General features: G+C 44.7%; 25 protein-coding genes. 20 read left to right on the plus strand and 5 right to left on the minus strand.

Going from position 1 to position 25,760, the window contains the following annotated elements; genetic code table 11:
* Positions 1–433: 433 nt before the first annotated feature.
* From HMPREF1152_RS02615 to HMPREF1152_RS09945, 8 genes are all read left to right on the plus strand, one after another.
* Positions 434–1,969, plus strand: a complete 1,536-nt coding sequence (locus HMPREF1152_RS02615; protein WP_009643675.1) for an RNA-binding domain-containing protein — start codon at positions 434–436, stop codon at positions 1,967–1,969.
* 42 nt (positions 1,970–2,011) lie between these two features.
* Positions 2,012–4,144: a hypothetical protein gene (locus HMPREF1152_RS02620; RefSeq protein ID WP_009643612.1), complete on the plus strand. Its 2,133-nt coding sequence runs from the start codon at positions 2,012–2,014 to the stop codon at positions 4,142–4,144.
* Positions 4,119–4,430 carry a hypothetical protein gene (locus HMPREF1152_RS02625; RefSeq protein ID WP_009643622.1) on the plus strand — a complete coding sequence of 104 codons (312 nt, stop codon included), beginning with the start codon at positions 4,119–4,121 and terminating at the stop codon, positions 4,428–4,430. The genes HMPREF1152_RS02620 and HMPREF1152_RS02625 overlap by 26 nt, the downstream gene beginning before the upstream one ends.
* A 172-nt stretch (positions 4,431–4,602) precedes the next feature.
* On the plus strand, positions 4,603–4,854 hold the full coding sequence (locus HMPREF1152_RS02630) for a hypothetical protein (protein ID WP_009643647.1): 252 nt from the start codon (positions 4,603–4,605) through the stop codon (positions 4,852–4,854).
* Positions 4,855–4,978: 124 nt separating this feature from the next.
* Positions 4,979–5,194 carry a hypothetical protein gene (locus tag HMPREF1152_RS02635; RefSeq protein ID WP_009643670.1) on the plus strand — a complete coding sequence of 72 codons (216 nt, stop codon included), beginning with the start codon at positions 4,979–4,981 and terminating at the stop codon, positions 5,192–5,194.
* 571 nt (positions 5,195–5,765) lie between these two features.
* Positions 5,766–6,236, plus strand: a complete 471-nt coding sequence (locus HMPREF1152_RS02645) for a hypothetical protein (RefSeq protein WP_009643640.1) — start codon at positions 5,766–5,768, stop codon at positions 6,234–6,236.
* A gap of 653 nt (positions 6,237–6,889) precedes the next feature.
* Positions 6,890–7,465: a hypothetical protein gene (locus HMPREF1152_RS02655; protein ID WP_330368085.1), complete on the plus strand. Its 576-nt coding sequence runs from the start codon at positions 6,890–6,892 to the stop codon at positions 7,463–7,465.
* Positions 7,466–7,757: 292 nt separating this feature from the next.
* Complete coding sequence (locus HMPREF1152_RS09945; protein ID WP_330368086.1) at positions 7,758–8,072, plus strand: hypothetical protein; 315 nt, start codon at positions 7,758–7,760, stop codon at positions 8,070–8,072.
* Positions 8,073–8,304: 232 nt separating this feature from the next.
* Here HMPREF1152_RS09945 and HMPREF1152_RS02665 read toward each other — a convergent pair whose 3' ends face one another.
* The 3 genes from HMPREF1152_RS02665 to HMPREF1152_RS02675 all read right to left on the minus strand — a co-directional run bounded on the left by HMPREF1152_RS02665 (position 8,305) and on the right by HMPREF1152_RS02675 (position 10,011).
* The gene (locus HMPREF1152_RS02665) at positions 8,305–8,784 is read right to left on the minus strand and encodes a hypothetical protein (RefSeq protein ID WP_009643650.1); all 480 of its coding nucleotides are present in this window, start codon (positions 8,782–8,784) and stop codon (positions 8,305–8,307) included.
* Positions 8,785–8,817: 33 nt separating this feature from the next.
* The gene (locus tag HMPREF1152_RS02670) at positions 8,818–9,279 is read right to left on the minus strand and encodes a hypothetical protein (protein WP_009643651.1); all 462 of its coding nucleotides are present in this window, start codon (positions 9,277–9,279) and stop codon (positions 8,818–8,820) included.
* Between the two features lie 90 nt (positions 9,280–9,369).
* Complete coding sequence (locus HMPREF1152_RS02675) at positions 9,370–10,011, minus strand: L-2-amino-thiazoline-4-carboxylic acid hydrolase (RefSeq protein WP_009643674.1); 642 nt, start codon at positions 10,009–10,011, stop codon at positions 9,370–9,372.
* Between the two features lie 405 nt (positions 10,012–10,416).
* Here HMPREF1152_RS02675 and msrB point away from each other — a divergent pair, with 405 nt between their 5' ends.
* The 4 genes from msrB to HMPREF1152_RS02695 all read left to right on the plus strand — a co-directional run bounded on the left by msrB (position 10,417) and on the right by HMPREF1152_RS02695 (position 15,394).
* Positions 10,417–11,400: a peptide-methionine (R)-S-oxide reductase MsrB gene (msrB, locus tag HMPREF1152_RS02680; protein ID WP_009643652.1), complete on the plus strand. Its 984-nt coding sequence runs from the start codon at positions 10,417–10,419 to the stop codon at positions 11,398–11,400.
* Between the two features lie 88 nt (positions 11,401–11,488).
* Complete coding sequence (locus HMPREF1152_RS02685) at positions 11,489–11,848, plus strand: arsenate reductase family protein (RefSeq protein WP_009643608.1); 360 nt, start codon at positions 11,489–11,491, stop codon at positions 11,846–11,848.
* A gap of 118 nt (positions 11,849–11,966) precedes the next feature.
* Positions 11,967–13,691 carry an adenine deaminase gene (gene ade, locus HMPREF1152_RS02690; RefSeq protein ID WP_009643648.1) on the plus strand — a complete coding sequence of 575 codons (1,725 nt, stop codon included), beginning with the start codon at positions 11,967–11,969 and terminating at the stop codon, positions 13,689–13,691.
* 188 nt (positions 13,692–13,879) lie between these two features.
* Positions 13,880–15,394, plus strand: coding sequence for a CCA tRNA nucleotidyltransferase (locus tag HMPREF1152_RS02695; protein ID WP_198004070.1), 1,515 nt, complete (start codon positions 13,880–13,882; stop codon positions 15,392–15,394).
* Between the two features lie 73 nt (positions 15,395–15,467).
* On the opposite strand, the gene HMPREF1152_RS02700 is transcribed toward HMPREF1152_RS02695, so the two are convergent.
* Positions 15,468–16,373 carry a nucleotidyltransferase family protein gene (locus HMPREF1152_RS02700; protein WP_009643645.1) on the minus strand — a complete coding sequence of 302 codons (906 nt, stop codon included), beginning with the start codon at positions 16,371–16,373 and terminating at the stop codon, positions 15,468–15,470.
* Positions 16,373–18,049 (minus strand): glutamate--tRNA ligase, encoded by a 1,677-nt coding sequence (locus HMPREF1152_RS02705; protein ID WP_009643635.1) that lies wholly within the window; start codon positions 18,047–18,049, stop codon positions 16,373–16,375. The genes HMPREF1152_RS02700 and HMPREF1152_RS02705 overlap by 1 nt, the downstream gene beginning before the upstream one ends.
* 118 nt (positions 18,050–18,167) lie before the next feature.
* Between HMPREF1152_RS02705 and HMPREF1152_RS02710 the strand changes: the two genes are divergently transcribed.
* The 8 genes from HMPREF1152_RS02710 to HMPREF1152_RS02745 all read left to right on the plus strand — a co-directional run bounded on the left by HMPREF1152_RS02710 (position 18,168) and on the right by HMPREF1152_RS02745 (position 25,739).
* The gene (locus HMPREF1152_RS02710) at positions 18,168–18,395 is read left to right on the plus strand and encodes a hypothetical protein (RefSeq protein WP_009643639.1); all 228 of its coding nucleotides are present in this window, start codon (positions 18,168–18,170) and stop codon (positions 18,393–18,395) included.
* 9 nt (positions 18,396–18,404) lie between these two features.
* Entirely contained in the window at positions 18,405–19,019 is a 615-nt protein-coding gene (gene tmk / locus HMPREF1152_RS02715) for a dTMP kinase (protein WP_009643663.1), read from the plus strand.
* An 11-nt stretch (positions 19,020–19,030) separates the two neighbouring features.
* Positions 19,031–19,789, plus strand: coding sequence for a DNA polymerase III, delta subunit (locus HMPREF1152_RS02720; RefSeq protein WP_009643634.1), 759 nt, complete (start codon positions 19,031–19,033; stop codon positions 19,787–19,789).
* Positions 19,790–20,011: 222 nt separating this feature from the next.
* Positions 20,012–20,929, plus strand: a complete 918-nt coding sequence (locus tag HMPREF1152_RS02725) for a PSP1 domain-containing protein (RefSeq protein ID WP_009643637.1) — start codon at positions 20,012–20,014, stop codon at positions 20,927–20,929.
* 139 nt (positions 20,930–21,068) lie between these two features.
* On the plus strand, positions 21,069–21,824 hold the full coding sequence (locus tag HMPREF1152_RS02730) for a tRNA1(Val) (adenine(37)-N6)-methyltransferase (RefSeq protein WP_009643672.1): 756 nt from the start codon (positions 21,069–21,071) through the stop codon (positions 21,822–21,824).
* 188 nt (positions 21,825–22,012) lie between these two features.
* Positions 22,013–22,411 (plus strand): DUF948 domain-containing protein, encoded by a 399-nt coding sequence (locus HMPREF1152_RS02735; protein ID WP_009643618.1) that lies wholly within the window; start codon positions 22,013–22,015, stop codon positions 22,409–22,411.
* A gap of 72 nt (positions 22,412–22,483) precedes the next feature.
* The gene (gene murA / locus HMPREF1152_RS02740; protein WP_009643643.1) at positions 22,484–23,767 is read left to right on the plus strand and encodes a UDP-N-acetylglucosamine 1-carboxyvinyltransferase; all 1,284 of its coding nucleotides are present in this window, start codon (positions 22,484–22,486) and stop codon (positions 23,765–23,767) included.
* Positions 23,760–25,739 (plus strand): fructose-1,6-bisphosphatase, encoded by a 1,980-nt coding sequence (locus HMPREF1152_RS02745; protein WP_009643629.1) that lies wholly within the window; start codon positions 23,760–23,762, stop codon positions 25,737–25,739. Before murA ends, HMPREF1152_RS02745 begins: the two co-directional genes overlap by 8 nt.
* Positions 25,740–25,760 lie beyond the last annotated feature (21 nt).

A 25,760-nucleotide genomic window follows, 5' to 3' on the forward strand; every position in this document is an offset into this window, starting at 1 on the left:
GCTGCTCTCCGCTATATGTGATTATGACGGAGGAGAGCTACTTAATCTGGTTATGCTGGACGATTCAATTCCTGCAGGGGCGAAGCTGTATTAAGATGTACTAAGAGGATGTCCTGCTCTGCATAGAAAGCGGGACATCCTAATTTGGAAGAAATTCAGAAAACACATAGATTTACATCACTGAATGCAAAAGTTCAAGTATAAAAGACGTGATAAAGATGGGATAGCATTAAAATAAGATTATGATTTTAGATGAACCTAAAACATGATCAGAGCGTGATGTGTAAATCCCAGTGTCAGGAGATATAATTTTGTAATATATAACAACTGATATAATAGGGATAGGAAGAACTTGCTCATTAACTTACTCATTGATATAATATGAGACAGTTAAAGAGCTAGTTAAGAACAACACGTTTCGAGGGAAAATATTATGGCTATACCGGTGAATATAGAAAAGCTGATCCGCCAACGTGTGGTGGAAAGTTCTAGGATAGAGTACAAAACCGATTGGAATGCAGAGCCAATCATCCACTCGATTGCTGCATTTGCCAATGATTTTGATAATCTCGGAGGCGGATACATCATAATAGGAGTTGAAGAACAGGATGGACATCCGAGATTTCCCGTCAAAGGACTTGAGAAAAATTCTTTAGATTCAATACAGAAAGAATTGTTGAACAAATGTAACCTGATTGAACCAAGATATATTCCTGTTATAGAGCCTGCAATTATTGATGGGAAAAATATTCTTGTTTTGTGGGTTCCGGGCGGGGATGACAGACCCTACAAATGTCCGGCTAAAATATATACAGAAAAGGGTGCCCATAAGAGTGAAAGGATATACTATATTCGCAAGGCATCGAATACAATCAAAGCAAATGCTTTAGAGGAAAGGGAACTGATCGGACTTGCCCGAAATATTCCGTTTGACGATAGAGTGAATCATCACGCACAAATAGCAGATATGAGATCCAGTTTGCTATCAGAGTATTTGCATACGGTGGACAGTGAATTATATGAAAGCTCACTTTCTCGCACAGTTGAAGATGTTGCTACTGATATGAAACTTGTCGGTGGTCCTGTTGAATTTAGAAAACCTATTAATGTCGGACTGATGTTTTTTAATGAAAGGCCGGATAATTTCTTTCCTTACAGCCAGATTGAAGTGGTAGACAAACCTGATCCCACAGGGATTGATATGAAAGAAAGAATATTTACCGGACCGTTGGATAAACAGCTTCGGGATGCGTTATCTTATATTAAAAACTATGTCATAGCGGAGTATGTGACTAAGGTTCCCAATCAGGCGGAAGCGGTACGTATTTTTAACTGGCCTTTTCGAGCAGTAGAAGAGGCCTTGAGTAATGCTGTTTATCATCGTTCCTATCAGATCCATGAACCAATTACTGTAACGATTACGCCAGACCGGATGGAGATTCTAAGTCTGCCGGGCCCAGATCGTTCAATTACGGATGATGATTTGGAAAACAGAGTATTGATTTCTGCTCGATATCGGAACAGGCGTATCGGAGACTTCCTGAAAGAGTTAAAAATGGTTGAAGGTAGAAATACCGGGGTTCCCCTGATTCTGAATGAGATGAGAAATAATGGCTCAGAATTGCCGGTGTTTAGAACGGATGAAGAAAGAATCTATTTTCGCGTTATTCTGCCAATCCATCAAGCTTTTTGGGGGAACAAAGGGAAGGTAGCAGAGGAATTTCAGGTAATAAAAGAGAAAAAACACAAACGGCGAACCAGAGAAGAGATCCATGCTCTTATCATAGAAGCATTGATTCAGAAAAGAGAGCTTTCAATGAATGAATTGGCCGTAGAACTTGGATATAAGAATTTGAACAATACACTGCGGACAGTTGTGAAAGAAATGTTAGAATCGGGAGAGGCAGAGTATCTGTATCCAGATAAACCAAACAGCAGGAAGCAGAAAATACGGGTTAAAGAACGCTAAAAAGAGCAATCGCTAAAAGAACCGATAATTGAGGAATGAAGAATGAAAATTGACCTTCATTGTCATACAAAGGCAATTAAAAAAGGTGATGGTTCAGGGCGGAATGTTTCGCCCGAGTTGTTCAAGTCAAAGATTGAAGATGCTGACATAAAGATTGTGGCAATTACAAACCATAACACTTTTGATTTGGAACAGTATAAAATTTTGTGTGAAGTTGTTAAGGGGAACTGTCTCGTTTGGCCAGGGGTAGAGATTGACGTACTTGAACCTGATTCAAAACGCTGGCATCTTATTGTCGTAGCGAATCCTAGAGAAGCGGCTTCTTTTGCTACAAGTGTTGGAACTCTTTTTCAAGATGATAATCTCGAGGAATGTACACATACACTTGAAGAAATCTACGAAGCCTTTAAAGATCGCGATGCAATATATATAGCTCATTTCCATCAAAAACGTCCAGCTGTTCCAGCTGAAGACAGTGAAAAACTTGCTAACCTTGTTGGAGAATCATATCGGGTATTCAAAGAAACCTCGAACGAAAACTCTATGGGTGTATTTGCTAATTATCGGTATAATGTTCTCGTTGGGAGCGATGTTAAAGATTGGGAGCACTATGAAGAATGCACATTTTCTGAACTTAAGCTTCCAGTTGATAGCTTTGAACAATTCTGCCTATTGGCGAAGCGTGACGAGAATGTGGTCCAAACTCTTTTAAATAAAAAGGACTCTAGGAATCTCACTGCACATCCTGCTTCTGAGGTCAAGTTACCAGTTCGATTGTACGCAGATATTAACATAATATTTGGACAGAAAGGAACGGGAAAGACTCAGATGATTAAAACCCTCTGTGAGAGTATGAAATCGAGTGGAATGGAATGTGTCAGTTATGTTGCTGCGGAAAGAGAAGATGATTTCCGTTCTCTTTTAGGTCAAAAAGAAACAGTTGTTGATCTATCGAAGATGCGAGCAGATGAGTGCAAAGAAGATTTTCAAATGATATCCGATTGGAGTGATGTAAATCCTACTCATTTTAGAAATTATCTAAATTGGAAGCGAACAGATGGTAATAATGCGAACAAAACGCGAATGAAAATCACTCGAAGTTCAGCCATGTCTAAAGGTGTAAGAGATAATGAAGAACAGCATAAGTGTGATAAAAGTGTTGTTGATAGCATTTTTAACACTATTAATACAATTGATCTGGAAGAATATGTTGATGAAAAAGACAGTAGATTATTAGAAACATTAATTGGAAAGCTTAAAGCTGGTATATACAGACAGAGGAGAGACGATTTAGTTGACGAGAATGCGGTTCGCCTTGTTAATTTTACTATAAATACAATTAAGGGTATTGCAGATAAGAGCACGAACTCTGTATCTAAACCTTCAACAGTTGGGCTTATCGGGTTTGTAGAAACGAGGCTGAGTCTTATGAGGGCCATAAAAAACATTCTCAGAAATCTTACAGTAGAAGAAATTAATGAGACACAAAAGATTGGCACTTTAGATGAAAAGGGAGATATCCTAATCAAGTCAAAATATCGGATGTTGTGTAGCTCATCAAAAACGGATGAATTTAAAATCGGAATTAGAAAGCTTAGAGAAATAAAAGAAAAACTGGAGAAAATTAAGAACCATATTTTTGATTGTGATCTTACAGAAATTATGCAAGGATTGAGAGGTATGCTTGATGAGTATGATATAAAAGGTATTACGCCGTTTGTTGGTTGTTCGAAGCAAGTCATAAATGAGAAAGGAGAGTCTTATACACCTTCAACGGGTGAGAAAGGGATGTTGCTTCTGCAGCGAGCTTTAATGGATGATGCAGATGCTTACTTTTTAGATGAACCAGAGTTAGGCATGGGAAATTCTTATATAGATACAAGTATCAGGCCGATATTGATGGACTTATCCAGCCGGCACAAATTTGTAGTGGTGGCAACTCATAATGCAAATATAGCAGTCAGGACTTTGCCCTATATGTCCATCTATCGAATGCATAGCAACGGGGAATATTTTACATATATAGGCAATCCATTTAGTGACAAACTTGTTAATATAGATAATATGGAAGACGTATTAAACTGGGCTGATGAAAGTCTTAAATCACTTGAGGGAAGCAGAGATGCATTTTACGAAAGGAAGGATATCTATGAATCAAATCATACTTGGTGTTAAATTATGCGAAGAGAATGCAGACGGAGATATTCTTTCGTTTCAATTTGAAGATGGGGAAGGTAAAGTGCATTTGAATTCTGATTCTTGTCAGATGCAGATGAAAAATGTTTTTTCAAAATTGATAAAACTTAGTCTTGAAAGTGATGTGATATTGGATTTTCAGATTGCTGAGGGTTATTGCAGAGGCTTATATAAAGATGTATGTAATGAGTACGTCCAGGCACTTCAAAAGGAACTTGATGAAGTGAAAGAGAATATTCGACAAGAAATTGCTGAAAAAAAATAGTATGCTGATAAATTGCCTTTACATCACTTACATCAATTCGCACATCAAACGGAACAGTGTTGATGAAAACCTGCGATGGGATACGGGATGGTAGATAAAAAGAAATCGTTGAAGCAATAACATTTGAGCGATTGGGGCGGGCTACGTAATAAATAAACCCAAAATTCCGGTTATGAAGCCGCTGAGCAAGGGCGGCAGTACAGATGAGAGGGCAGAGAGAAAGCTCGATTTATCCAGGGTTAAAGTGGAGCCTTTGTTTGAAGATGTCGTTGATTTCGATACATTCAGCAAATCTGATTTCAGAGTTGTGAAGGTGCTGGCTTGTGAAGAGGTTTCTAAGAGCAAGAAGCTTCTTAACTTTACGCTCAATGATGGTACCGGAAAGTCTACTAATAAAAAGTCAAGTATAAGTTTGAGGAGTTAGCAGTCAAAAATGGAGGCATCATAAAAAGGCCACCGTAAGTGCTGGCCGGGGAAGAATTACCACATGTTATTCGACAGTAGATTGAACAGCCAGGCACTCATTGACCTTGCCGTAGTAGATGCGAATGAGAACTATTCTTTCAGGTATCAAAGATACATACTCCGCAGATGAGCTGGTTGGAAAGACTCTGGTCGCTATAACCAACTTGCCTCCTCGCAAGATGATGGGAGTAGAGTCCTGTGGCATGCTGCTCTCCGCTATATGTGATTATGACGGAGGAGAGCTGCTTAATCTGGTTATGCTGGACGATTCAATTCCTGCAGGGGCGAAGCTGTATTAAGATGATGTAACGATGTACCGTTTAACCAAATAAACGAGATGTACTCCAAATGCTGAAAATTCTCCAAAACAGTATTTACATCATTTGATGCAGAGATTTGTGCAGGCGAGAAAAAATCGCATAATTTTCAAGATGAATGGGCAGTTCCAATCGGGATTGCCCATTTTCAAAAATAAGAGAAAAATAAATCGGAATTGACCGAGCTCTTTGAGCGAGGGAAGCGAAATACTAGTACTAAACTTGTTCACCGTTGTTTTTCGGATGACGAACCATTCTGCCAGGAACAATACTACAGAGATTAAAACGATTATGGTTTTCATAACTCTTTCCTTTGTAATCCTTGACCTGATCATCATCTCTTGTTGATTGTATGTCTTTTTTCATTTATTGAGTGTCGCACTTTATTTTACAACTGGGAGAGGAAATTTTATTACACAAATCTATAAATTTAGGCTGTAAAAGTTGTTCATAAAATGATACAATGAACTCGTTTATAAGGGCTGGCTTTGCTTTTATATATTGAAACTTGACTTGATAAGGCGAAATTACAATTATATAGGAGGAATGTATTATGGGTTGGTTTGGAAAGAAGAAAGAATGGGATACTCTAAAATCCGATACAAACAAAAGCCGATTAAGAGAATTATTTAATGGAGTTATGGAAGATGGAGACTCCTACAATATTGTTTATGGGTACGGTTTGAATATCAAAACCAGTAGTTATATTTTAGCCCGTAAAACCACATATACATATACAAGTTTAATTATAGGTTATCGTGAATCTGATATGAGCATAGCACTACTACAAACAACTCCGGAACTTGAGGGGTGTAGTGAAGCTGAAATTTTTAGAAAAGACAATATTAAAAAAGCAAAAATGGTAACAGGTATGTATACGATTTATCATCAAGGCGGAATGATGGCGGGATATACCCAATTTGCAACTTTACCGGGAAATGATGAAAAATTTCTTGCTTATGTATATCAGCCGGAAGAATATGATAAGTTTGATGCATTCTTTAGGGAATTTTCGGGCAGGTAAGCTATGAATTGGCTAATATACTTTTTAATCTTTTTAATTATCTGTATTGTATGGTTTGTTATCACACGAGTTTGGGTAAATTTGATAGATTTGATTATCTCTACTTTCAAGAAAGTGTTGGGACTAAATAAAAATAACAGTACAGAAAATTGGCATACTTTGGAAGATATTAGGGAAAAGAATAAAAAAGAATAAAAAAGATTAAATAACAGATACGATTAAATTTATAAGATTTTGAAGAGCAGTAAATCAAATGATATGTACCCTCCTTATTGGTTGTCCAGTAAAGAGGGTGTTTTCATGCGCTGCAGTTATGAGTTTAAGTTAGCTAGTGCTCACGCGCTCCGAAGCATTGTTAAATACAGCTTAACTCATTGAAAATACTGCAGTTTATGCTCATCTGTAGTATAATACAGGTGCAAGGAAATGTTGTAAAAACGGCCAAAAACCGTGCACCTGGTTAAACCGGAGACATCAATGACATGATCCTCGAGTACAATACTACAGATGATGACAATGATCCAAACGGGTCACCTTCAGAGGGACGCACTGATGAGACTTCATCAGTGCTCAGGGCATAGAACTCAAGCCAAAACAGCCTGAGCGGCTTACAGTTGTTCGCATTAGAGCCAACTTTCTAACAACGAATTGTTGTGCATACGCTAAATATATCAAAAGATGAGGGAGGATCATTCAAAAATGGACTCATGATACCATCCGCAGAACACGCGGTAATTATTATAGGGGAATACCGTAAACATATTTTAAACTGCAGAGGAAGTGATATTGAAATGTGTAAAGAATGTTATGCTGATAAAAAAAGAATAACACCACTTTTAAATCTATTGGATTGCTTAGAAAATCATACACAATATATCTGTGGGACCTGTGGTAGGTGCATTTGTATTGAGCATGAGCAAAACCGAGGCTTGCAGCGATGGAATTTTCCTTTTAAATCATTGGAAATTGCCAAGTTGTATTTGAGAACTGCCGATTATACAATGAAAAAATCATGTGGAATCTATGAGCTCAGAAGCAAAAATGGTAGATTATCATATAAAATCTTTGCGGATTGCGAAGACTTACGAGTATATTTGAGAAAGAATAAAGATAAAACCTGTGAATCGATGTCTCCTGTTTTTCGAGTGGAAGAATATGAGGAGCATCCCAATACTCAGATTAGAAAATTAACTTCTGACGAAATACAAAAATATATGGCGGAAAGATAGATTAGAATTTAATGTGGTGTTTGAAATGAAAACGGTAGTTGTATATATTCATGGTGCAGGAGGAAGCGGAGCATTATAAAGGATTGTTCCCGGACAGTGAAGTAATCGGTTTTGATTATCGATCACAGACACCTTGGGACGCAATAACTGAGTTTCAGAATTTTTTTGAGACGATAATGCGGAGTATAATTCTGCTATTCTGATTGCAAACAGTATTGGCGCTTTCTTTGCCATGCATGCATTGTCTGCTGTTTGTTTTGAAAAGACGTATTTTATTTCGCCTATAGTGGATATGGAGAAGCTGATTACTGATATGATGCGACGGGCTGGTGTAACCGAAGAAGAACTTGAAGAAAAAGAAATCGTTAAAATTTCATTTGGCCAGGATTTGTCATGGAAATACCTAACATGGGTAAGAAATCATTCCTTCGTTTGGAACCATCCTACGGCCATATTATACGGAAATTACGATAACCTGCAGTCTATTTATACCATACAGACATTTGCAAGAGAATGCGAAGCGACGATAACCGTAATGAAAAACGGTGAACATTGGTTTCATACTGAAGAGCAGATGAAATTCCTGGATCAATGGATATGCAGTTAAATCTCAGTTTGCATTCATATCTCAGTACAGCGCTGAGACGCCCCGGAATACAAGAGATGCTACGGACTTGATAGATGATATGTAGATGAGGTAGCGTGTATCATAAACAGTTCAAAAACGGAATTATTTTGCAGTATCAATCTGGCTTCAGGATATACTCTGCTTGAATTTGCAGAGGCGGATTAAATGAGTGAAAGAAAGCTCTCACACTCTCAAAGTCTCTCGAGATACGTTAAAAAATCAGCGTAACGATCTCAGCAACAATTACTGCCCCAACAATCCAGATCAGGGTAAGAAGTCCTCGCTTTTTTAATACCTGCTTCCACGTCTGAACAAATGGCAATTCTTCGCAACCTGCCAGTATCCAAAACTTGCTGTGTCCTACCCATATTTTATCAATCACGATACCGTCATACCAGTTCATAACCTCTAAAAACAACAATGCCAAAAGATAAGCTGTCTTGAAATCCGATACTCTATGCAACACACCAATTATAAGTACAAGTGCAACTAACATGATAATATAAAATTCTGTCATGAAGATTTTCTTTTTACGCTGCATTACTTCTTTTGTGGTCAAACCTATTTCAATGGCTCTCTCCTGAACGATTTTCGGATAAAAATACAACCCATCAATTGCACCACCTCTCACAGCATACCTCACCATCATTGTAAACAGGAGACAGTACAAAATTAATTCCAATGCAATCATATTGCCACCTCCACAACTTCATATTTATTATTGCTATTGCACTTTTTCTTCAGATCGCTTATTAAGTAGCTTTATCCACTTCATTTGTCTGTGCGAGTAAAATGCCTTTGCCCACAAACATACCAATGGTGTTTTCCATCCTGCCCCAATTTCCACCTCGTCAGTATATTCGGTTTTGATGTCAGCAATTTCTTTAAGAATAATTCGATGATTCCATACGGGGCAAAAAGGATTACCCTCATTCGTATAGATGTTATCTATGTTGAATTCCTTGACATTTATAATATGAACACCGAGGTCAATGAAGCCAAACATCTTAAAATCAAAAGAGAAACTTCTGCCAGCTTCCCAAACCGGTTCGGTTTGTCCGTCGATGTTTTTAAATGTTGCATAGGGCTTGGCAATATATGCAAGTGTATCAAATCTTTGTAGGAGTTCAAAAACATTGCTTTGCTTCGCTGGAAAAACGGAAGTCTTTTTAATAGTCATTTTCATTTATCATTCCTCGTTCCCAAAGCGAGTAATCGCCTCGACAGATTCAAATTTATCGCCTATACCATAATAATTTCCCAATCATAAACTTCTTCATTTATCCCACTGTGAACCTTTTTTACATACATAAAAATCACAACAATCCGCACCTGAAGCTAATGTTCCTTGCCTTTTTAGTACACCGCCCGTCATAGCTATAGTCTCATAGTCCATCTTACACATATATGGTATCAATTCCTCATGATGTTCCTGTTTGCCCAAGGCGCAAAGCCCACATCTATGATATATAACTGTATATTCATCTTCATCTCTGCCTAAAATAAGTTCCGTGTTCCAATTAAATTCACTATCAGAAGCAGAATTTGCAACCTTGTTTTTTTCTATTTTCTTTTTCTGCGTTTTTATATCAAAAGGCTTTTGCTTTTGGAAATTTTTCTTTAACATAGGAGCTTCTATTGTAGCACTGACCATTTCTCCAAACTGCTCTTCATTCATTTTCCCTTCCATCGCATCATATACAGATAACCACAACATTCCACCTGCAAGAGGTATTCTAAGTGGATTCTTTCTGAAACTGCCTATGTCCGGCGTACGACTAATCATAGCTTTATAGTTCCCTTTAGAAAGTCTTTTAATGCTCTGTATGTCAATATCTTCCCAATATTGTTCTATAAATTTGAATATGGTAGGCGATAAAGCATACCACATTATCTTTTCACATAACGAAATTTTCATGATAACTCATACCTTTCTGAATCTTTCAATATATGGTATCGTATCATCTTTGTGTTAATTTTACCATTATCATATTTGCCTATGCTGCAGTTCTTTCATTCCTTCCGTTCCGCCTGTACTACCTTTAACAGCTTATCTTGAAATGTATCCTTGGCGTTATCCTCCTTTTTTGTGTGTCTATATATCCCAAATTTACAGTTGATATTATGCTACCCATGGAGGAGGGCAACGGATGGCAGGAGTTATCTATATCAGGAGTGATATGCAGAAAATGTTCATGAGACATATTTTGTAGTTGCAACTGCACGGTAATAGTATATAATTAAATTGCACACAAGATAATTGAAGGCCCAAGCAATGCTGTTACCATAGCTTGGGCGAACGAATCTATATAGGGAGGCGATCATGAACAGAAATATATATTTTGCCGGTGGATGCTTCTGGGGCACCGAAAGAGTATTTAAGGAAATCCCCGGCGTTGTTGATACAACGGTAGGATACGCGAATGGAACCGTTGAGTACCCATCATACGAACAGGTGTGTAGGAATGAAACCGGACACAGAGAGGCAGTCAGGGTTGTGTATGATTCAGACAGGCTGTCTCTGGAGAAACTGACTCGCGCTTTCTTCCTTGTCATCGATCCTACACTCGAAAACAGACAGGGCAACGATATTGGCACACAGTACCAGACCGGTATCTACTATGAGGATGAACAGGATTTGCCTGTTCTGACAAAGGTGTTTGAACAGCAGAGAGCTCAACACGATGAGTTTCATGTGGAATTAAGTCCGCTCTCGGCATTTTATGATGCTGAAGAGTATCATCAGGACTATCTGGATAAAAATCCCGGCGGTTACTGCCATATTACGAACTATGAGCTTGAAGAGGTTAGGGCATTATTCGCAGCTGAAGCTGCAGAGATCGGCGAGGAGCCGAAGGATGAACTGTATGCATCCGATGAAACCGAGGAAGAGCTGTTCTATCGCATCGGACCGTCAGCTTATGACGTGGTGCGTAAGGCAGGGACAGAGCGAGCATTCTCGGGTGAATACGATGATTTTTTTGAAAAAGGAATTTACGTAGATATTGTCAGCGGTGAGCCGCTATTCGTGTCGACGGATAAGTATAACTCGGGGTGCGGTTGGCCTGCATTTACAAGGCCTATCGGAGAGGAACACGTGGTATACAATAGAGATACGTCGTTTGGCATGGAGCGTGTTGAAGTCAGGAGCAAGGGCGCAAATTCACATCTCGGTCATGTCTTTCACGACGGGCCGGCAGACCGGGGCGGCATGAGATATTGCATCAATTCTGTGGCTTTACGATTTGTTCCGGTTGATGATATGGAATCAGAGGGATACGGCGATCTCGTTGAGCTGGTGCGCTAATATGAGCGAGGATACCGGGAATCAGACACATTGCTTTTGATGAATACGATAGTGGCAACTGATCTATGAATACAGAGAGGGTGAATACATGAAGATTTTATTTAATGAATATCCAAAGTGCAGCACTTGCAAAAAGGCTAAGAAGTGGCTCGACGACCATGAAATCAGGTATGATGACAGGCACATTGTCGAAAATAATCCCAGCAAGGATGAACTCAAGGTGTGGCTCGCAAAGAGCAATAAGCCGGTGCGCAAGTTCTTCAACACCAGCGGCCAGCTGTACAGAGAACTCGGACTTAAGGATAAGCTGGATGCGATGAGCGAGGATGAGCAGCTGGAGGTGCTGGCTTCTGACGGAATGCTGATCAAGAGACCGCTAGTTGTGGGAGAGGACTTTGTACTGTCCGGCTTCAGAGAGAAGGAGTGGGAGAGACAGTTCAAAAGTTAGTTTGCCGACAGCATTTAATGGCCCGGTGACGGGCTATTTTTGTTTGCCGCTAAACCGGACAGCACAATGTGTGGTACAATGGGTTAATTTATATTGACACAGATAAAGGGGTATTTAGATGTCGGAAAGCTATACAGGTAAGATTAATCGAAAATTGCAACGCAAACAGAAAATTATCCGAGCGGCTGCGGGCAAATGCAAGGCAGACCTGGTACTCAAAAACGCGACATACGTAAGCGTCTTCTCGGGCGAGCTGCGGAAGGCGGATATTGCTGTTGCTGCCGGTCTGATAGTCGGGATAGGAGGTTACGAGGGAGAGCGCGAGATTGATATGACTGACAAGATCGTGTGCCCGGGCTTCCTTGATGCGCACATCCACCTCGAGAGCGCTCTCGTGTCACCGACAGAATTTATAAGGGCGGTTCTTCCGCATGGAACTACAACTGTAATCGCAGATCCACACGAGATTGCAAATGTCATGGGTACCGATGGCATCGAATACATGCTGCAGGCAACGGAGAGGCTTCCGATAGACGTTAGATTCATGCTCCCTTCGTGTGTGCCGGCAACTCCGCTGGATGAATCCGGTGCAACGCTTGATTATAGAGCTATCGACAGCTTTTACGACCATCCTAGGGTGCAGGGACTTGCCGAAATGATGAATTATGTAGGCACAGTAGCTGCCGACGAACAGGTGGTTGAGAAAATCGTTGCTGCACAGGCGCACCACAAAAAGATAGATGGGCATGCACCGGGACTTAGGGGTAAAGCTCTAAATGCCTATGTCGCTGCAGGCGTGTATTCCGATCATGAGTGCGCTACCGCAGAAGAGGCGATAGAGAAGCTGGAGATGGGTCAGGTAATAATGATTAGAGAGGGCACAGCTGCTCACAATCTGGAGGCGTTGATGCCGCTGCTGACAGACAAATATGCAGACAGATGCATGTTCTGCACAGATGACAAGCACCCCTCCGATCTGCTGGAGAAGGGGCATATAGATTACATCATCAAGCGTGCTATAGAGATGGGGGCAGACCCAATCCTGGCTGTAAAGGTTGCCAGCACCAATGCGGCGCGATATTTCAGGCTCAATAACAGAGGTGCAATCGCTCCCGGGTATTTGGCGGATTTCGTCATAATAGATAATTTTGAAGATTTTAATGTAGAGCAGGTGTTAAAGAAGGGCAGGCTGATGTACGATAACGGCAAGCTCAAGACCTTCCCGTCACCTGAGGTTGACGAGTTCCTGGCTTCGAGAGCGCACAACACCTTTAAGGTCGATAAGCTCACCTCAGAGGCATTTAAAATAGATAGGCCTAGAGGGGTGCTCGGAATGATGCCCGGAGAGCTGATGACTACAGATGAGGGATATGCGACCGGTGTTGATGTCGATGCGGATATCCTCAAGATTGCAGTTGTCGAGAGGCACAACTACACGGGACACATCGGAATTGGATACATCAAGGGCTATGGGCTTAAGAGCGGCGCAGTAGCAACCAGTATTTCGCATGATTCCCACAATATAATCGTAGTCGGGACGAACGACAGCGATATGGCAGATGCGGTTAATCACATAGCTGAAAACGATGGTGGAATCACCGTATATGATAATGGCAGGTGCATAGGAGATGTGCAGCTTGCAATCGCCGGGCTGATGAGCGATGCGCCGCTTGTAGATGTCAACAGGGCGCTGGAGACGGCTAAAGAGAAAGCTTTTGGGCTGGGTATAAATCGCAGCATCGATCCGTTCATGACTCTTTCGTTCATGAGCTTGCCGGTAATTCCTAAGCTCAGACTCACGACACGCGGTGTATTCGACGTGGAAAGTCAGAGCTACGTATAGGGCTTAGTATGAGATTGCGATTATAATCCACAATAGTGAACAGTATATGGCGGTGTTTATTTATCTTAATCCTCCTGATGATACTTACCTGTATCGCTATATGGTAGAACGTAATATAGTAGTAATATAGTCGCAGCAGAATTGTTCAAAAGCTGCATGCAGAATTAATTATGCAAAATAAAAATGGAATGGATAAAAGCGAACAGAAATTGATAACTGCACTGGCAGAAAAAATAGCGGAGCTCGGAGGTAGAGCCTATTATGTGGGTGGCTACGTCCGAGACCGGTTGATGGAGCTTCCGGTCAAGGACGTTGACATTGAGGTGCATGGAATTGCAGCAGCGGTTTTAGAATCTGCACTGGGAGAGCTGGGAAAGCCGCTCAGCTTTGGTTCCTCATTTGGAGTATATTCTCTGGCAGGGCATGACATAGACATAGCTCTGCCTCGGGCTGAGCGGCCCACCGGAGCCGGACACAGGGATTTTGAGATTCAGATCGATCCGTTTATCGGTATCGGGGAGGCAGCACGGCGGCGCGATTTCACCATGAACGCGCTGATGCAGGATGTCCTGACTGGTGAAATCGCGGATCCATATGGCGGAGTGGATGATATACGAAACCGAATTATCCGCCATATCGACGATAGGAAATTCGGTGAGGATCCACTCCGTGCCTTACGTGCTGCCCAATTCGCAGCCAGATTCGGATTCCGGATCGCGCCTTCCACGATTGCAATCTGCAGAGCGCTCGATCTGACCCATTTGTCCTCCGAGCGCGTCGAGCTGGAGATGAAGAAGGCGCTCCTGGAATCCCGCCAACCTTCCCGCTTTTTTGAATCGATCAGAGAGATGGATCAGCTGGGATTCTGGTTCAGGGAGCTGCAGCAGCTCATAGGACTGGAACAGAATCCGGCTTTTCATCCGGAAGGGGACGTCTGGACCCATACCATGCAGGTGCTGGACAGAGCGTCCCGCTTCCGGTCCTATGCGAGTGACCCATACGCGTTCATGCTGCTGGCTTTGACTCATGATTTCGGCAAGATTACGACTACCGAATTCGTCAATGGCGCTATTCACGCGTATGGTCACGAGCTGCAAGGAGCAGAAATCGCGGAGCGATTTCTGGACCGCATCTGCCATTACAAATACGTCAAGAAATATATAAGGAACATGATTCCCAACCACATGCGTCCCAACAAATTGGCAGAGGTCAGGTCTGCAGTCAAAAAGACCAATCGCATGTTCGACGATGCAGCTGCACCGGCCGATCTCATCTATTTTGCTATCTGCGATAAGCCGAGATTGCCGCACTTATCCGATGCAGATCAAACTGATGGCGAAGGGAGGCAGGTTACCCTCTCAGCTGAGCTCATGCAGCAAATATCAGAAACTGATATTATGGGACATGCAGGAAATATATCTGAGGGTAATCTCGCCGGTGAATCGGAAAATGAAAATCCGGAAAAGAAGCGCGAGCAGGAGCGTATAGATTTCCTGTTTGAACGCCTCGAGCTCTATAGCGATATGATGGCCAAGCCGCATGTTACAGGTAAGGATTTGATTGCGGCCGGAATCCGGCCGGGAGAGGATTTTGGACAGCTACTGGATTATGCGCACAAGCTCAGGCTGGCAGGTATGCCTAAGGAGAATGCACTCAAGCAGACACTTGCGTATGCGAGAAAGCAGCAGAGACACAAAAATTAGACAGAAAAAATGCGCTAGCGCACAGCTAACGCGCGGGTTATAAGACAAAACGTTTGTAGTTTTGTAATCTAAGCTACCACAGCTCAACAGGATACTGCCCATCCTTTTTCATCTCTCTGAACTTAGCGATGACCTCATTCTTGTCTTCCTTATATGTAACGCCGAACCATCTGTCGCTCGACTGCAGGACAGCGACAGTAGCTCTGTCAGCCTTGACCTCCCTGTCGATGCAGTAAGGCAGGAAGTACTCTCCCTTCATAGGGTTCTGCTCGAGGATGCTATCCAATGCATCGGGGAAGCCGTCCATCATAATCTTGAGAAACTCAGCTCCAAATCCCCAGAGATTCATCGATACCGAGTGGCCATCCGGAATATCATGTCTAATGCCCTTGGTGTTAGTTGCGCGGATAACCCCGTCCGGCTCACGGATGACTTCCGAATGCTCCTCGATATCCGACAGGAAACCGTCTGTAATCTCGCACAATCCGCGGGAAACGGACCCGTTTGCGGATAGCGTGTTCTCTATTTTGAAGCCGACCATGCAGTGGTGAGTAGCATCGGCAGACTCGCTGAGGAACTTGTGTATCTTCGCGAAAGCCTCTTTGCCATAATAATCGTCGGCATTGATAACTGCAAAAGGAGCGTTGATGTAGTCTCTGGCGGCCAGTACAGCATGGCCGGTGCCCCAGGGCTTTGTTCTGCCTTCAGGAACTGAGTAGCCTGCAGGCAGGTCGTCAAGATCCTGGATGGCATAATAGGTCTCAAACAGCTTGCCTGCTCTACCTTCGATGTGAGCTTTGAACTGTTCTTTAAAATCAGCCTTGATTATAAACGCGACCCTCCGAAATCCCGCATGATATGCGTCATACAGAGAGAAATCCATGATGATGTCGCCCTCATCTGTTATAGGATCGATTTGCTTAGGGCCGCCATAGCGGCTGCCCATTCCTGCCGCCATTATCACTAGAATAGGTTCCATTATTTTCCACCTTCTATCTGTCTGTTGATTCTGCTTCTAACCATCTCTTCGCCCATAATCTGCTGGATTGCCCATACGTCAGGAGACTGAGCCCGCCCAACTATCGCCAGCCTGATGACTGTGCTGACGTGACCGACATGGCCCTTGTAGTCATCAGGAGTTTTCTTGTAATCCTTAGGCTTTGCAGCGTATCCGAGGTCGGTAGCTATTGCTCTAATCTTGTTGAACCAGTCCTCCTGCGAATCGCTGTGATCGTATGTCGATAGGTAAGCTTCCAGGATAGCCCTCTGATCTGCAGCAGCCTCGGCCGGCAGCTCATCTACGACCTTGAAGCTCTTATCGTAGAAATAGCTGATGAAGTCCATGATCTGTCTGGCATATACGAGATCCTTACGGGGCTTCTTGTCACCTCTGCCGAGGTCGAGTATCCGAGTCAGGAGATTCATATCTTCAAATACGTATTCGTATTCAGGTGCGAACTCACCGGACCAGGACTTTAGGAACTCAGCGATCTCGGCAGCAGGGATATGCAGCATAGCATCCTTGCTGACGTCGTTAAGCTTATCCAGATCGAACAGCGCACCTGAATTGCTCATCTTCTCAGCTGTGAACTTGAATTCATCGATGTCAGCTTCAGGGTTCTCCATTCTCCACTCCTCATAGTTGGAATTGAGAATTGTGAGCAGGTACTCCCTGACAGCAGCAGGATGGTAGCCCTGATCTCTGTAATAGCCGAGAGACAGCTCCGGATCCTTGCGTTTTGACAGCTTGCGCTTGTTGCCGTCCTCGCCTAGCTTCATGAGCTGTGCGGTGTGGCAGTAGACTGGAAGCTCAAATCCCAGCTTGTCAAAGAGCTCAACATGTATAGGGAGTGAAGGCAGCCATTCCTCGCCGCGGACGACGTGAGTAGTTCTCATAAGGTGGTCATCGACAGCGTGTGCAAAATGATATGTAGGGATACCGGTAGTCTTGACGATTACTATATCCTGAAAATTCTCCGGAACGTCGAGAGTCCCGCGAATACCGTCAGTAACTTTATTTCTCTTAATCTCATCGCCGACAGCATTAGGAACGCCGTCCGACCTAAGTCTGATTACAAAAGGATCACCGTCCTCGATGTGCTGAGTCACTATCTGCTCTATCTCAGGATCCTTGTACCATTCTCTGTATTTAGACCAGCCTGCGTAGACACCGGGTGCGAGCTTCTGCTGCTCCTGCTGTTCTCTGATAGTGCTGATCTCGTCTTCCGTGAGGAAGCAAGGGTAAGCTTTGCCTTCAGCGATCAGCTTCTTGGCATAAAATCTATATATATCGCCACGGTGGCTCTGCGTGTAATCGCCGTATTTTCCGATGTCGCCGTGCTCGGTAACGCCCTCATCAAACTTGATGCCGAAAAAAGCGAGCGATGAGATGATAGTCTCGACGGCATTTTCAACATATCTCTTGTCGTCAGTGTCTTCGATTCTAAGGAAAAAGACGCCGTTACTCTGGTGGGCCAGCCTCTCGTCTACAAAGGCGCCATACAGGTTGCCAAGGTGAATAAAGCCTGTAGGGCTTGGACCGAGTCTTGTAACCTTAGCTCCCTCTGCGAGATCGCGATGCGGATACATGGCCTCATAGTCAGTATCATTAGCAATCTCAGGATAAATGAGTTCGCTGAGTTCAATTGAATTCATATTATTCCTCCCGCATTCTAATCAAATTAGCTACTTAAGTGTACCATATATTATGGTATAATACATTCTGAATATTAATCTGAAAATTTATGCATTAGCGGTGGGAGGAAATGCCCGTATGATATTATTCAAATACATATTGGCGCTGCTCCTTACGATTCCGATGGGCGCGCTGGGACTATATCTGTTTAACGAGTACTTTGATATTATCAATGGCAAGAAGCAGGCTAGACAGGCCGCTAAGGCTCGCAAGGAAGCAGAGCGAAGGAAGGCTCGCGAGAGAGGCTTCACGATTCATATTCCGGATCCTGTAATAGATGAGGCGAAGGACAACACACGTAGATAAGGTGGTGACATGGTGCCAAATGGAATATTTATAACGCTTGAGGGACCTGATGGCTCAGGCAAGAGCACGCAGGTTGAAAATATAAAGGAATTTTTTACAAAAGCGGGCAGGGATGTTGTGGTGTCCCGAGAACCTGGAGGTACTCCGATAAGCGAGAAGCTTCGCGGCATAGTGTTGGATGCGGATCATTCGGAGATGGACGATGTCACCGAGATGTTCATCTATGCAGCGGCGAGGGCTCAGCATGTAGCAGAGAAGATAAAGCCGGCACTGGAGAGCGGAGCGGTTGTGGTCTGCGACAGGTTTGTGGATTCAAGTATCGCTTATCAGGGCTACGGCAGAGGCCTCGGAGATCAGGTTGAAGAGGTCAACAGATATGCGACGAGCGGACTTGAGCCGAATGTGACGTTTTTCATGGATTTAGATCCGGAGATTGGTAGATCTAGGATAGGCAAAGACGTGCGGGACAGGCTCGAGCAGCAGAAGATGGATTTTCATTATCGCGTATACGAAGGGTACAAAGCGTTAGCCGCAAAGTATCCGGAGAGGATTATGAGGATTGACGCCGCCAAGACAATAGATGAGATTAAGGTAGAGATAGAGACTAAGCTGTCAAGCCTATAGCGGAGGGATTGATGACACAGGAATATGCGCATGCATATATATTAGAGGGCAAGAGCGGCGAGACCAGAGACAAATACATCCGCAGCTTTGCCGGTAATATCATCTGTCCCAACGCCGATGAATTCGGCCATGCGTGCGGCAGATGCCCGGCATGCGTCAGGGTCAGAAGCGGAACTCACGAGGATTTATTCTACATGAATCAGAGCGGCAAGGATATGTACAGGGTCGAGGATGCCGCTGACATGATGGAACGACTCAGCATGAGACCCTATGGCGAGCATAACGTCGGAGTTGTTGACAATGCGGAAAGGCTTAGCGAGATAGTGCAAAACAAGCTTCTCAAGACCTTGGAGGAACCGTATCCGGGCACAGTGATTATACTGGCAACGGATAACCGCGAGTCGCTGCTTCCGACTGTCAGATCCAGGTGCGTCATAAAGCGCGTATTTTCAGATGGTGAAGAGGCGGAAGACAGAGTAAATATACAGTCGTTGCTGTCATCGTGGAACAGCAAGACCTATTTCTTCAAGGTGCGTGAGCTTATCAAGAAGGATTTAAACGGCAACGAGGATGCGTTGGCCTTTCTCGATGCGCTTGAGACGGATTTGCACGATAGATTGATAGGAGCCGGAGCACTGCCGCAGGATGCCGTCAGGCTGCTGAATGAGATAGATGAGGTCGAGCAGACTAGGATCAATATCAAGCGAGGCATGAATCCTGACTACGCGCTGGAAGCACTGTTCCTGACAACAAGTCACGGGCAGCCGTAGCGGTAAGCGCCTGAGGTAAGAAGCAGCTCCCAGACTCCCAAAAGAGAAAAAAGATAAACACAGGTACCCGTAGCGGTAAGCGCCTGAGCTGTGAATCAAGGCAGCTAACAGCTTAGAGACACATGTGTGGTATATGATGCGATTAATTTTTTTCAACAGTAAACATGGCGAATACCGTATATTCGATTGCGATAAATAGTAGAAAAGGGGAAGTACAGATAGATGGTAGAAATCATAGGTGTAGGCTTCATGAAAGCCGGCAAAACATACTACTTCGATCCGGCCGGAGTGAGCTACGAGCTCGGCGAGCTGGTAATAGTTGAGACGGCCAGGGGCATGGAGCTTGGACACGTTTCGATAGCCAACTGCGAGATAGAAGAGAGTGAGCTGGTGGCTCCGCTCAAAGGCGTAGAACGCAAGGCAAGCACTGAGGATTTGCAGAGATACAAGGATAATCTTGCCCGACGAGATGCTGCGATGAAGGTGTGCGAGGAGAAAATCCTTCAGCACAAGCTGGACATGAAGCTGGTGGATGCGGAATTCACGATCGATGGATCCAAGGTAATTTTCTATTTCTCGGCAGATGGCAGGATTGACTTTAGAGGCTTGGTCAAGGATCTCGCTTCTCATTTCAGGGTGAGGATAGAACTTCGCCAAATAGGCGTTCGTGATGAGGCGAAGATGCTCGGCGGCATCGGTATATGCGGCAGACCGCTGTGCTGCAGCAAGTGGCTCAATGACTTTCAGCCGGTTTCGATCAAGATGGCCAAGCAGCAAAACCTATCTCTGAATCCGGCCAAGATATCCGGAACCTGCGGCAGACTGATGTGTTGTCTTAACTTCGAGAATAAGACCTATCAGGAGCTTCGCAAGGGCATGCCTAACGAGGGTGAGCGCATCGACACGCCGGACGGGATAGCCAAGGTGGTGAACGTAGACCTGTTTAACAGCAAGGTAATTGCAAGGTTGATTGTCGAGGACAAGGAGACCGGCGAGGATACGCTGGGACCTGATTATAATATCTATTTCAAGAAAGAGATTAAGCGTATCGATAAGAAGCATTACAATAGGAAAAAGGATGAGTTCAGCGAGCTGGATGCGGAGACATTAAGGGAGATCAAAGAGTTGACTCGCGATTAGTCGGCGAGTTCAATGGGAATATTCCGGGCATGGCAGCTCCGGTTCTGAGCCTGTCGTAGTATAATTCGGCCTGCTGCTTGTCGATTAGATAATCTCGCTTAAGAGCAGCGTGTCGTATCAAGGAATTGACTGGAGGAAGATGGATAATAGAGAAGAGCGCATTGATGAAATTGGGATGGGCGGCTTCAAGGTAATTCAAGGTGACGGCTTCAGCTATGGAGTTGACGCTGTGCTTCTCGCAGCCTTTGCCAGCGGCGAGACCGGCGCGAAGCCTATCAGGAGTAGAATCCCGGCGCGCATAGCCGATCTCGGCACGGGGAATGGCGTCGTTCCGTTTATTCTGGCGCACAAGCTCCCTCTTTCTCAGATTGTAGGCATCGAGAAGAATCGGGTCTCGCTGGATAGGGCGATACGAGGCCGAGAAATAAACAATTTGAATGATCGAATCAGCTTTGTGCTTTCCGACGTTGCAGTTGCAGGACCGGAGCTCTGCAGAAAGGCGGATGCAGTCGTCTCCAACCCGCCGTACTTCAGACGCGGTGCGGGAATACCAAATGATGATAATGCAAAATTCATAGCCCGACATGAGACGACAGCCGATATTTTTGATTTTGCAGGCTGCGCCGGTCGGATGCTGAAGTCCGGCGGCGACTTCTATCTGATCCACAGACCATCGCGCCTGCCGGACATCAGCGAAGCCTTGCGAGCAGCAGCGCTAGAGCCCAAGGAGCTGCAGCTCGTCGTTCCGAGCAGTGGAGAACCTGCCAACCTGGTTCTCATACATGCTGTCAAGGGCGCAAAGCCGGAGCTCAGGATGCTCCCTGAAATAGCAGTGTATAGCGCTGACGGCAAGGTTTACACAGATATAATCAAACGAATATATGAGCGCAAGTAGCTCGCCGATAATCTAAGCCGGGTCGGACTTTGGCGACATGCCGGAACCGGTTAGCGTGAATCTTCGAGGCGAATGTATAGATTGCGATATGCTTTGACAGCGCGCTTATTACATCCGTAATACGATTGAACATACAATTTGCCTAAGGTATAATTTAATTACTATTCACATGGTAGAAGGAGGGAATGATGAGAGTCTCATTAGATATCAAGCAGGTGGCAATAATGCTGGTGCTGATTGCCCTGTTCATCCTCATAGTTTTTTTGATTAGACTGGCGTTCAAGCTGATTGATACGCTTAGGCGCGTGGATGATTTGCTGGCGGATACCAAGAGGATGACAACTATCGCAGCCGCGAGAACTGAACAAGTAGACGAGCAGATTGATCGTGCGATCGAGATGTTTGCGAATGTTGGCGATAAGATTAACGAGAATCGTTCTATCATCAAGACTGCAGGTAACGTCGGAACAGCTGCGGGTGCGCTCAGGTCATTTAGAAAGAAGTCTAAAAAGCGTGCTAACAGATATGAGACGAGCGGGATGGATTACGAACGTCCTAACAGGATTCGCAGAAGACGTTTCAGATAGCGATTAACATAAGAACTTTATCGAAGAGATGCTTAACGGCATCTCTATCTATATGTGCAAGGAGAAATTTCAGTGGCAAAGATACTAGTTAACAATAGCGGCCCGTTACACGGTGAGGTTAAAATCAGCGGTGCCAAGAATGCGGTACTTCCGCTCATGGCGGCAACGCTCTTGACACCTTCCGACTGCGTGATAGATGATGTTCCCGACCTATCAGATGTAAAGGTGATGTGGAAAATGCTCGAAAGCTTCGGAGCTACTGTCGCGATGTCAGAGCAGGGCAGGCTGTCCGTAAGCGCAGCACAGATAACGACTGTCGAGGGTGACGCCGAGCTAGTGTCTCAGATGAGGGCTTCGACAATGGCGATGGGACCGCTTCTTGCCAGATGCGGTAAGGTGGTTATGCCGCTTCCCGGAGGCTGCACTATCGGTAAGAGACCGATAGACCTTCACCTCAAGGGGTTTAAAGCTCTCGGTGTTAATGTTACAGAGGATATTGATAATTCCTGTATCATCCTCGAAGCGCCTGCTGACGGACTGGTTGGAGATGCTATTTATCTGGATTTTCCAAGCGTCGGGGCGACAGAGAACATACTCATGGCAGCTGCGCTGGCCAAAGGACCTACGATTCTCGAGAACGCAGCTAAGGAACCGGAGATTGTAGATCTCGCAAACATGCTCAATAAGATGGGAGCTAAGATCAAGGGTGCCGGCACTGATACCATTAGAGTTACGGGTGTTGAGAGCTTGTCCGGCGCGATTCATACCGTAATACCGGATAGGATCGAGTGCGGCACATTCATGTTGGCGGCCGCTATCACCAGGGGCAGAGTTCTCGTCAGGAACGGCATCCCCGGCCATGTCAGACCTATAATCGCCAAGCTCAAGGAGTGCGGCGTCAAGGTTACAATCGAGGACGAGGGAATACTCGTCGATGCGACAGAAGGTGAGCTGGTAGCAACGGATATCAAGACATTGCCATATCCCGGATTCCCGACGGATATACAGTCGCCGTTTATGGCTTTTCTGACGACAGTCGAGGGGACGAGTGTCGTTAGAGAGACAGTTTTTGAAAACAGATTCATGCACGTCGTTGAGCTTAACCGCATGGGAGCCGATATTTCTGCGGACAACAGCAGAGAGGCTACGATCCCGGGTGGCAAGCAGCTGCACGGAGCCAAGGTCAGATCTACAGATCTCCGTGCCGGCGCAGCCATGGTACTGGCCGGACTTGTGGCATCGGGCACTACAGAGGTCAGTGAGATTTTTCACATTGAGAGGGGCTATGAGGACTTTGTAAGCAAATTCAAGGGTCTCGGTGGAGACCTCATGAGAGTGGAGGAAAACGATGTCTAACAACAAGTATCTTGAGATGCTGGCTCAGAAATACCCTAACCATCGTTCTGTAAACACTGAGATTGTAAACCTCAGAGCGATTCTCGCCCTTCCCAAGGGAACCGAGTATTTTCTGAGCGATTTGCATGGTGAGTATGACGCGTTTCAGTATTTCGTGCGAAGTGCTTCCGGAACTATCAAGATGAAGATAGATGAGAACTTCGGAACTATCCTGAGCGCGACTGACCGTGAACAATTGGCGGCACTCATCTACGATCCTGTAAATGAACTCAAGAGGCGCGAGGCTGCCGAAGACGATTTCAACGCCTGGTGCTCCTCTGCTATCTACAGGCTCATCATCATCTGCAGGGCGGTGTCCAACAAGTATACCAGATCCAAGGTTAGAAGGATCCTCCCTGATAACACCGGTTATATCATGGATGAGCTGATGTTTGCGGATGATGATGACAACAGGCAGAAGTACTATCAGGAAATTATCGATTCTGTAATCGAATTCAGAATCGCCAAAACCTTGATCATAGAGATTGCGAACACGATAAGCGATCTTGCAGTCGATCACCTGCATATTATAGGAGACATATTTGACAGAGGTCCTAAGCCTCACAAAATTATGGACTTCCTCATGTCTCGCCGAAGCGTAGATATCCAGTGGGGCAACCACGACATCGTGTGGATGGGCGCTGCCTGCGGTAACAGGCCTTGCATTGCAAATATCGTTCGCATGAATGTCAGCTACAACAATTTCGATATGCTCGAGTACGGATACGGAATCAACTTGCGTCCGCTAGCAACGCGTGCGCAGCAGATTTACGGAGATGATCCTTGTACGGGTTTCATGCCGCATGTGCTTGAGAAGAACAGATTTGACCCTATTCCGGAGGAGCTCGCAGCCAAGATGCACAAGATGATAGCTATCATCCAGTTCAAGGTTGAGGGTCAGACGATTATGACGCATCCGGAGTACAAGCTTGACCACAGGCTGCTGCTTGACAAGATAGACTTTGAAAATGGTACGGTTAATTGCTATGGAGAGACATATCCGATTAAGGATGTCAACCTTCCTACGATTGACCCGAAGGATCCATATAGGCTCACTCCTGAAGAGGAGCAGGTAATGGTTGCGCTGGAGGCATCCATAGTAAATTCTGCTAAGCTGCAGGAGCACATCAACTTCCTGTACAGCCACGGCTCGCTGTTTACTACATGCAACGGCAACCTTCTGTTCCACGGATGCATTCCTTTTACCGAGGACGGCGATTTTATGGAAGTTACCATCGGCGGCAAGACTAACCACGGTGCAGCACTGATGAAGCAGCTCGATCGCTCGCTTCGCGAGGCGTATTTCAACCCGGGAGAAGGAGTGGACAAGGCGGATGCTGCAAATATCATGTGGTATCTGTGGCTTGGCCCGGACTCGCCGCTGTTCGGTAAGGACAAGATGACGACGTTTGAGAGACTGTTCATAGAGGACAAGGCGACACACAAGGAGCACACGGTTCCATATTACAAGCTGATCAATGACAAGGACATCTGTATCAAGATTATCCGCGATTTTGACCTGGACCCAACCAAGGGCATCATCCTCAATGGTCACGTGCCGGTCAAGATTAAGGACGGTGAGAGTCCGATCAAGGGTGAAGGCAAGCTGATAGTTATCGATGGAGGTATTTCCAAGGCTTATCAGAAAACCACCGGAATTGCGGGATACACGTTTATCTTTAACTCGTGGTTCATGGCTCTATCAGAGCACGAGCCATATCATCCGCTTCAACCGGACGGCACTCAGGAGTTCAATAATCCTAATATCGTGACGACGATGACGCTTCCTGAGCGTATGCTGATAATTGATACCGATATCGGTAAGCTGCTTCAATCGCAGATTGACGATCTCCTGCAGCTCAATGCGGAGTTCCGCAAGGGCGCGATCAAGGAGGTCTACCCTAAGAGGGGCAAGTATTACTCTAAAAACTAACTGACACACAAGGAGGTGCTA

It is taken from the genome of Mogibacterium sp. CM50, from assembly GCF_000293155.1.
Taxonomy (GTDB): Bacteria; Bacillota; Clostridia; order Peptostreptococcales; family Anaerovoracaceae; genus Mogibacterium; species Mogibacterium timidum.

Coding starts and splice junctions, on each gene's coding strand:
- HMPREF1152_RS02695 (WP_198004070.1), top strand. CDS start 13,880: ATGGATAAAAGCGAACAGAAATTGATAACTGCACTGGCAGAAAAAATA.
- msrB (WP_009643652.1), top strand. CDS start 10,417: ATGAACAGAAATATATATTTTGCCGGTGGATGCTTCTGGGGCACCGAA.
- HMPREF1152_RS02630 (WP_009643647.1), top strand. CDS start 4,603: ATGAAGCCGCTGAGCAAGGGCGGCAGTACAGATGAGAGGGCAGAGAGA.
- HMPREF1152_RS02720 (WP_009643634.1), top strand. CDS start 19,031: ATGACACAGGAATATGCGCATGCATATATATTAGAGGGCAAGAGCGGC.
- HMPREF1152_RS02645 (WP_009643640.1), top strand. CDS start 5,766: ATGGGTTGGTTTGGAAAGAAGAAAGAATGGGATACTCTAAAATCCGAT.
- HMPREF1152_RS02725 (WP_009643637.1), top strand. CDS start 20,012: ATGGTAGAAATCATAGGTGTAGGCTTCATGAAAGCCGGCAAAACATAC.
- HMPREF1152_RS02735 (WP_009643618.1), top strand. CDS start 22,013: ATGAGAGTCTCATTAGATATCAAGCAGGTGGCAATAATGCTGGTGCTG.
- HMPREF1152_RS02730 (WP_009643672.1), top strand. CDS start 21,069: ATGGATAATAGAGAAGAGCGCATTGATGAAATTGGGATGGGCGGCTTC.
- HMPREF1152_RS02705 (WP_009643635.1), bottom strand. CDS start 18,049: ATGAATTCAATTGAACTCAGCGAACTCATTTATCCTGAGATTGCTAAT.
- HMPREF1152_RS02710 (WP_009643639.1), top strand. CDS start 18,168: ATGATATTATTCAAATACATATTGGCGCTGCTCCTTACGATTCCGATG.
- HMPREF1152_RS02625 (WP_009643622.1), top strand. CDS start 4,119: ATGAATCAAATCATACTTGGTGTTAAATTATGCGAAGAGAATGCAGAC.
- HMPREF1152_RS02635 (WP_009643670.1), top strand. CDS start 4,979: ATGAGAACTATTCTTTCAGGTATCAAAGATACATACTCCGCAGATGAG.
- HMPREF1152_RS02615 (WP_009643675.1), top strand. CDS start 434: ATGGCTATACCGGTGAATATAGAAAAGCTGATCCGCCAACGTGTGGTG.
- HMPREF1152_RS02620 (WP_009643612.1), top strand. CDS start 2,012: ATGAAAATTGACCTTCATTGTCATACAAAGGCAATTAAAAAAGGTGAT.
- HMPREF1152_RS02665 (WP_009643650.1), bottom strand. CDS start 8,784: ATGATTGCATTGGAATTAATTTTGTACTGTCTCCTGTTTACAATGATG.
- HMPREF1152_RS02700 (WP_009643645.1), bottom strand. CDS start 16,373: ATGGAACCTATTCTAGTGATAATGGCGGCAGGAATGGGCAGCCGCTAT.
- HMPREF1152_RS02685 (WP_009643608.1), top strand. CDS start 11,489: ATGAAGATTTTATTTAATGAATATCCAAAGTGCAGCACTTGCAAAAAG.
- HMPREF1152_RS02745 (WP_009643629.1), top strand. CDS start 23,760: ATGTCTAACAACAAGTATCTTGAGATGCTGGCTCAGAAATACCCTAAC.
- HMPREF1152_RS02675 (WP_009643674.1), bottom strand. CDS start 10,011: ATGAAAATTTCGTTATGTGAAAAGATAATGTGGTATGCTTTATCGCCT.
- HMPREF1152_RS02670 (WP_009643651.1), bottom strand. CDS start 9,279: ATGAAAATGACTATTAAAAAGACTTCCGTTTTTCCAGCGAAGCAAAGC.
- ade (WP_009643648.1), top strand. CDS start 11,967: ATGTCGGAAAGCTATACAGGTAAGATTAATCGAAAATTGCAACGCAAA.
- tmk (WP_009643663.1), top strand. CDS start 18,405: ATGGTGCCAAATGGAATATTTATAACGCTTGAGGGACCTGATGGCTCA.
- HMPREF1152_RS09945 (WP_330368086.1), top strand. CDS start 7,758: ATGGAGAAGCTGATTACTGATATGATGCGACGGGCTGGTGTAACCGAA.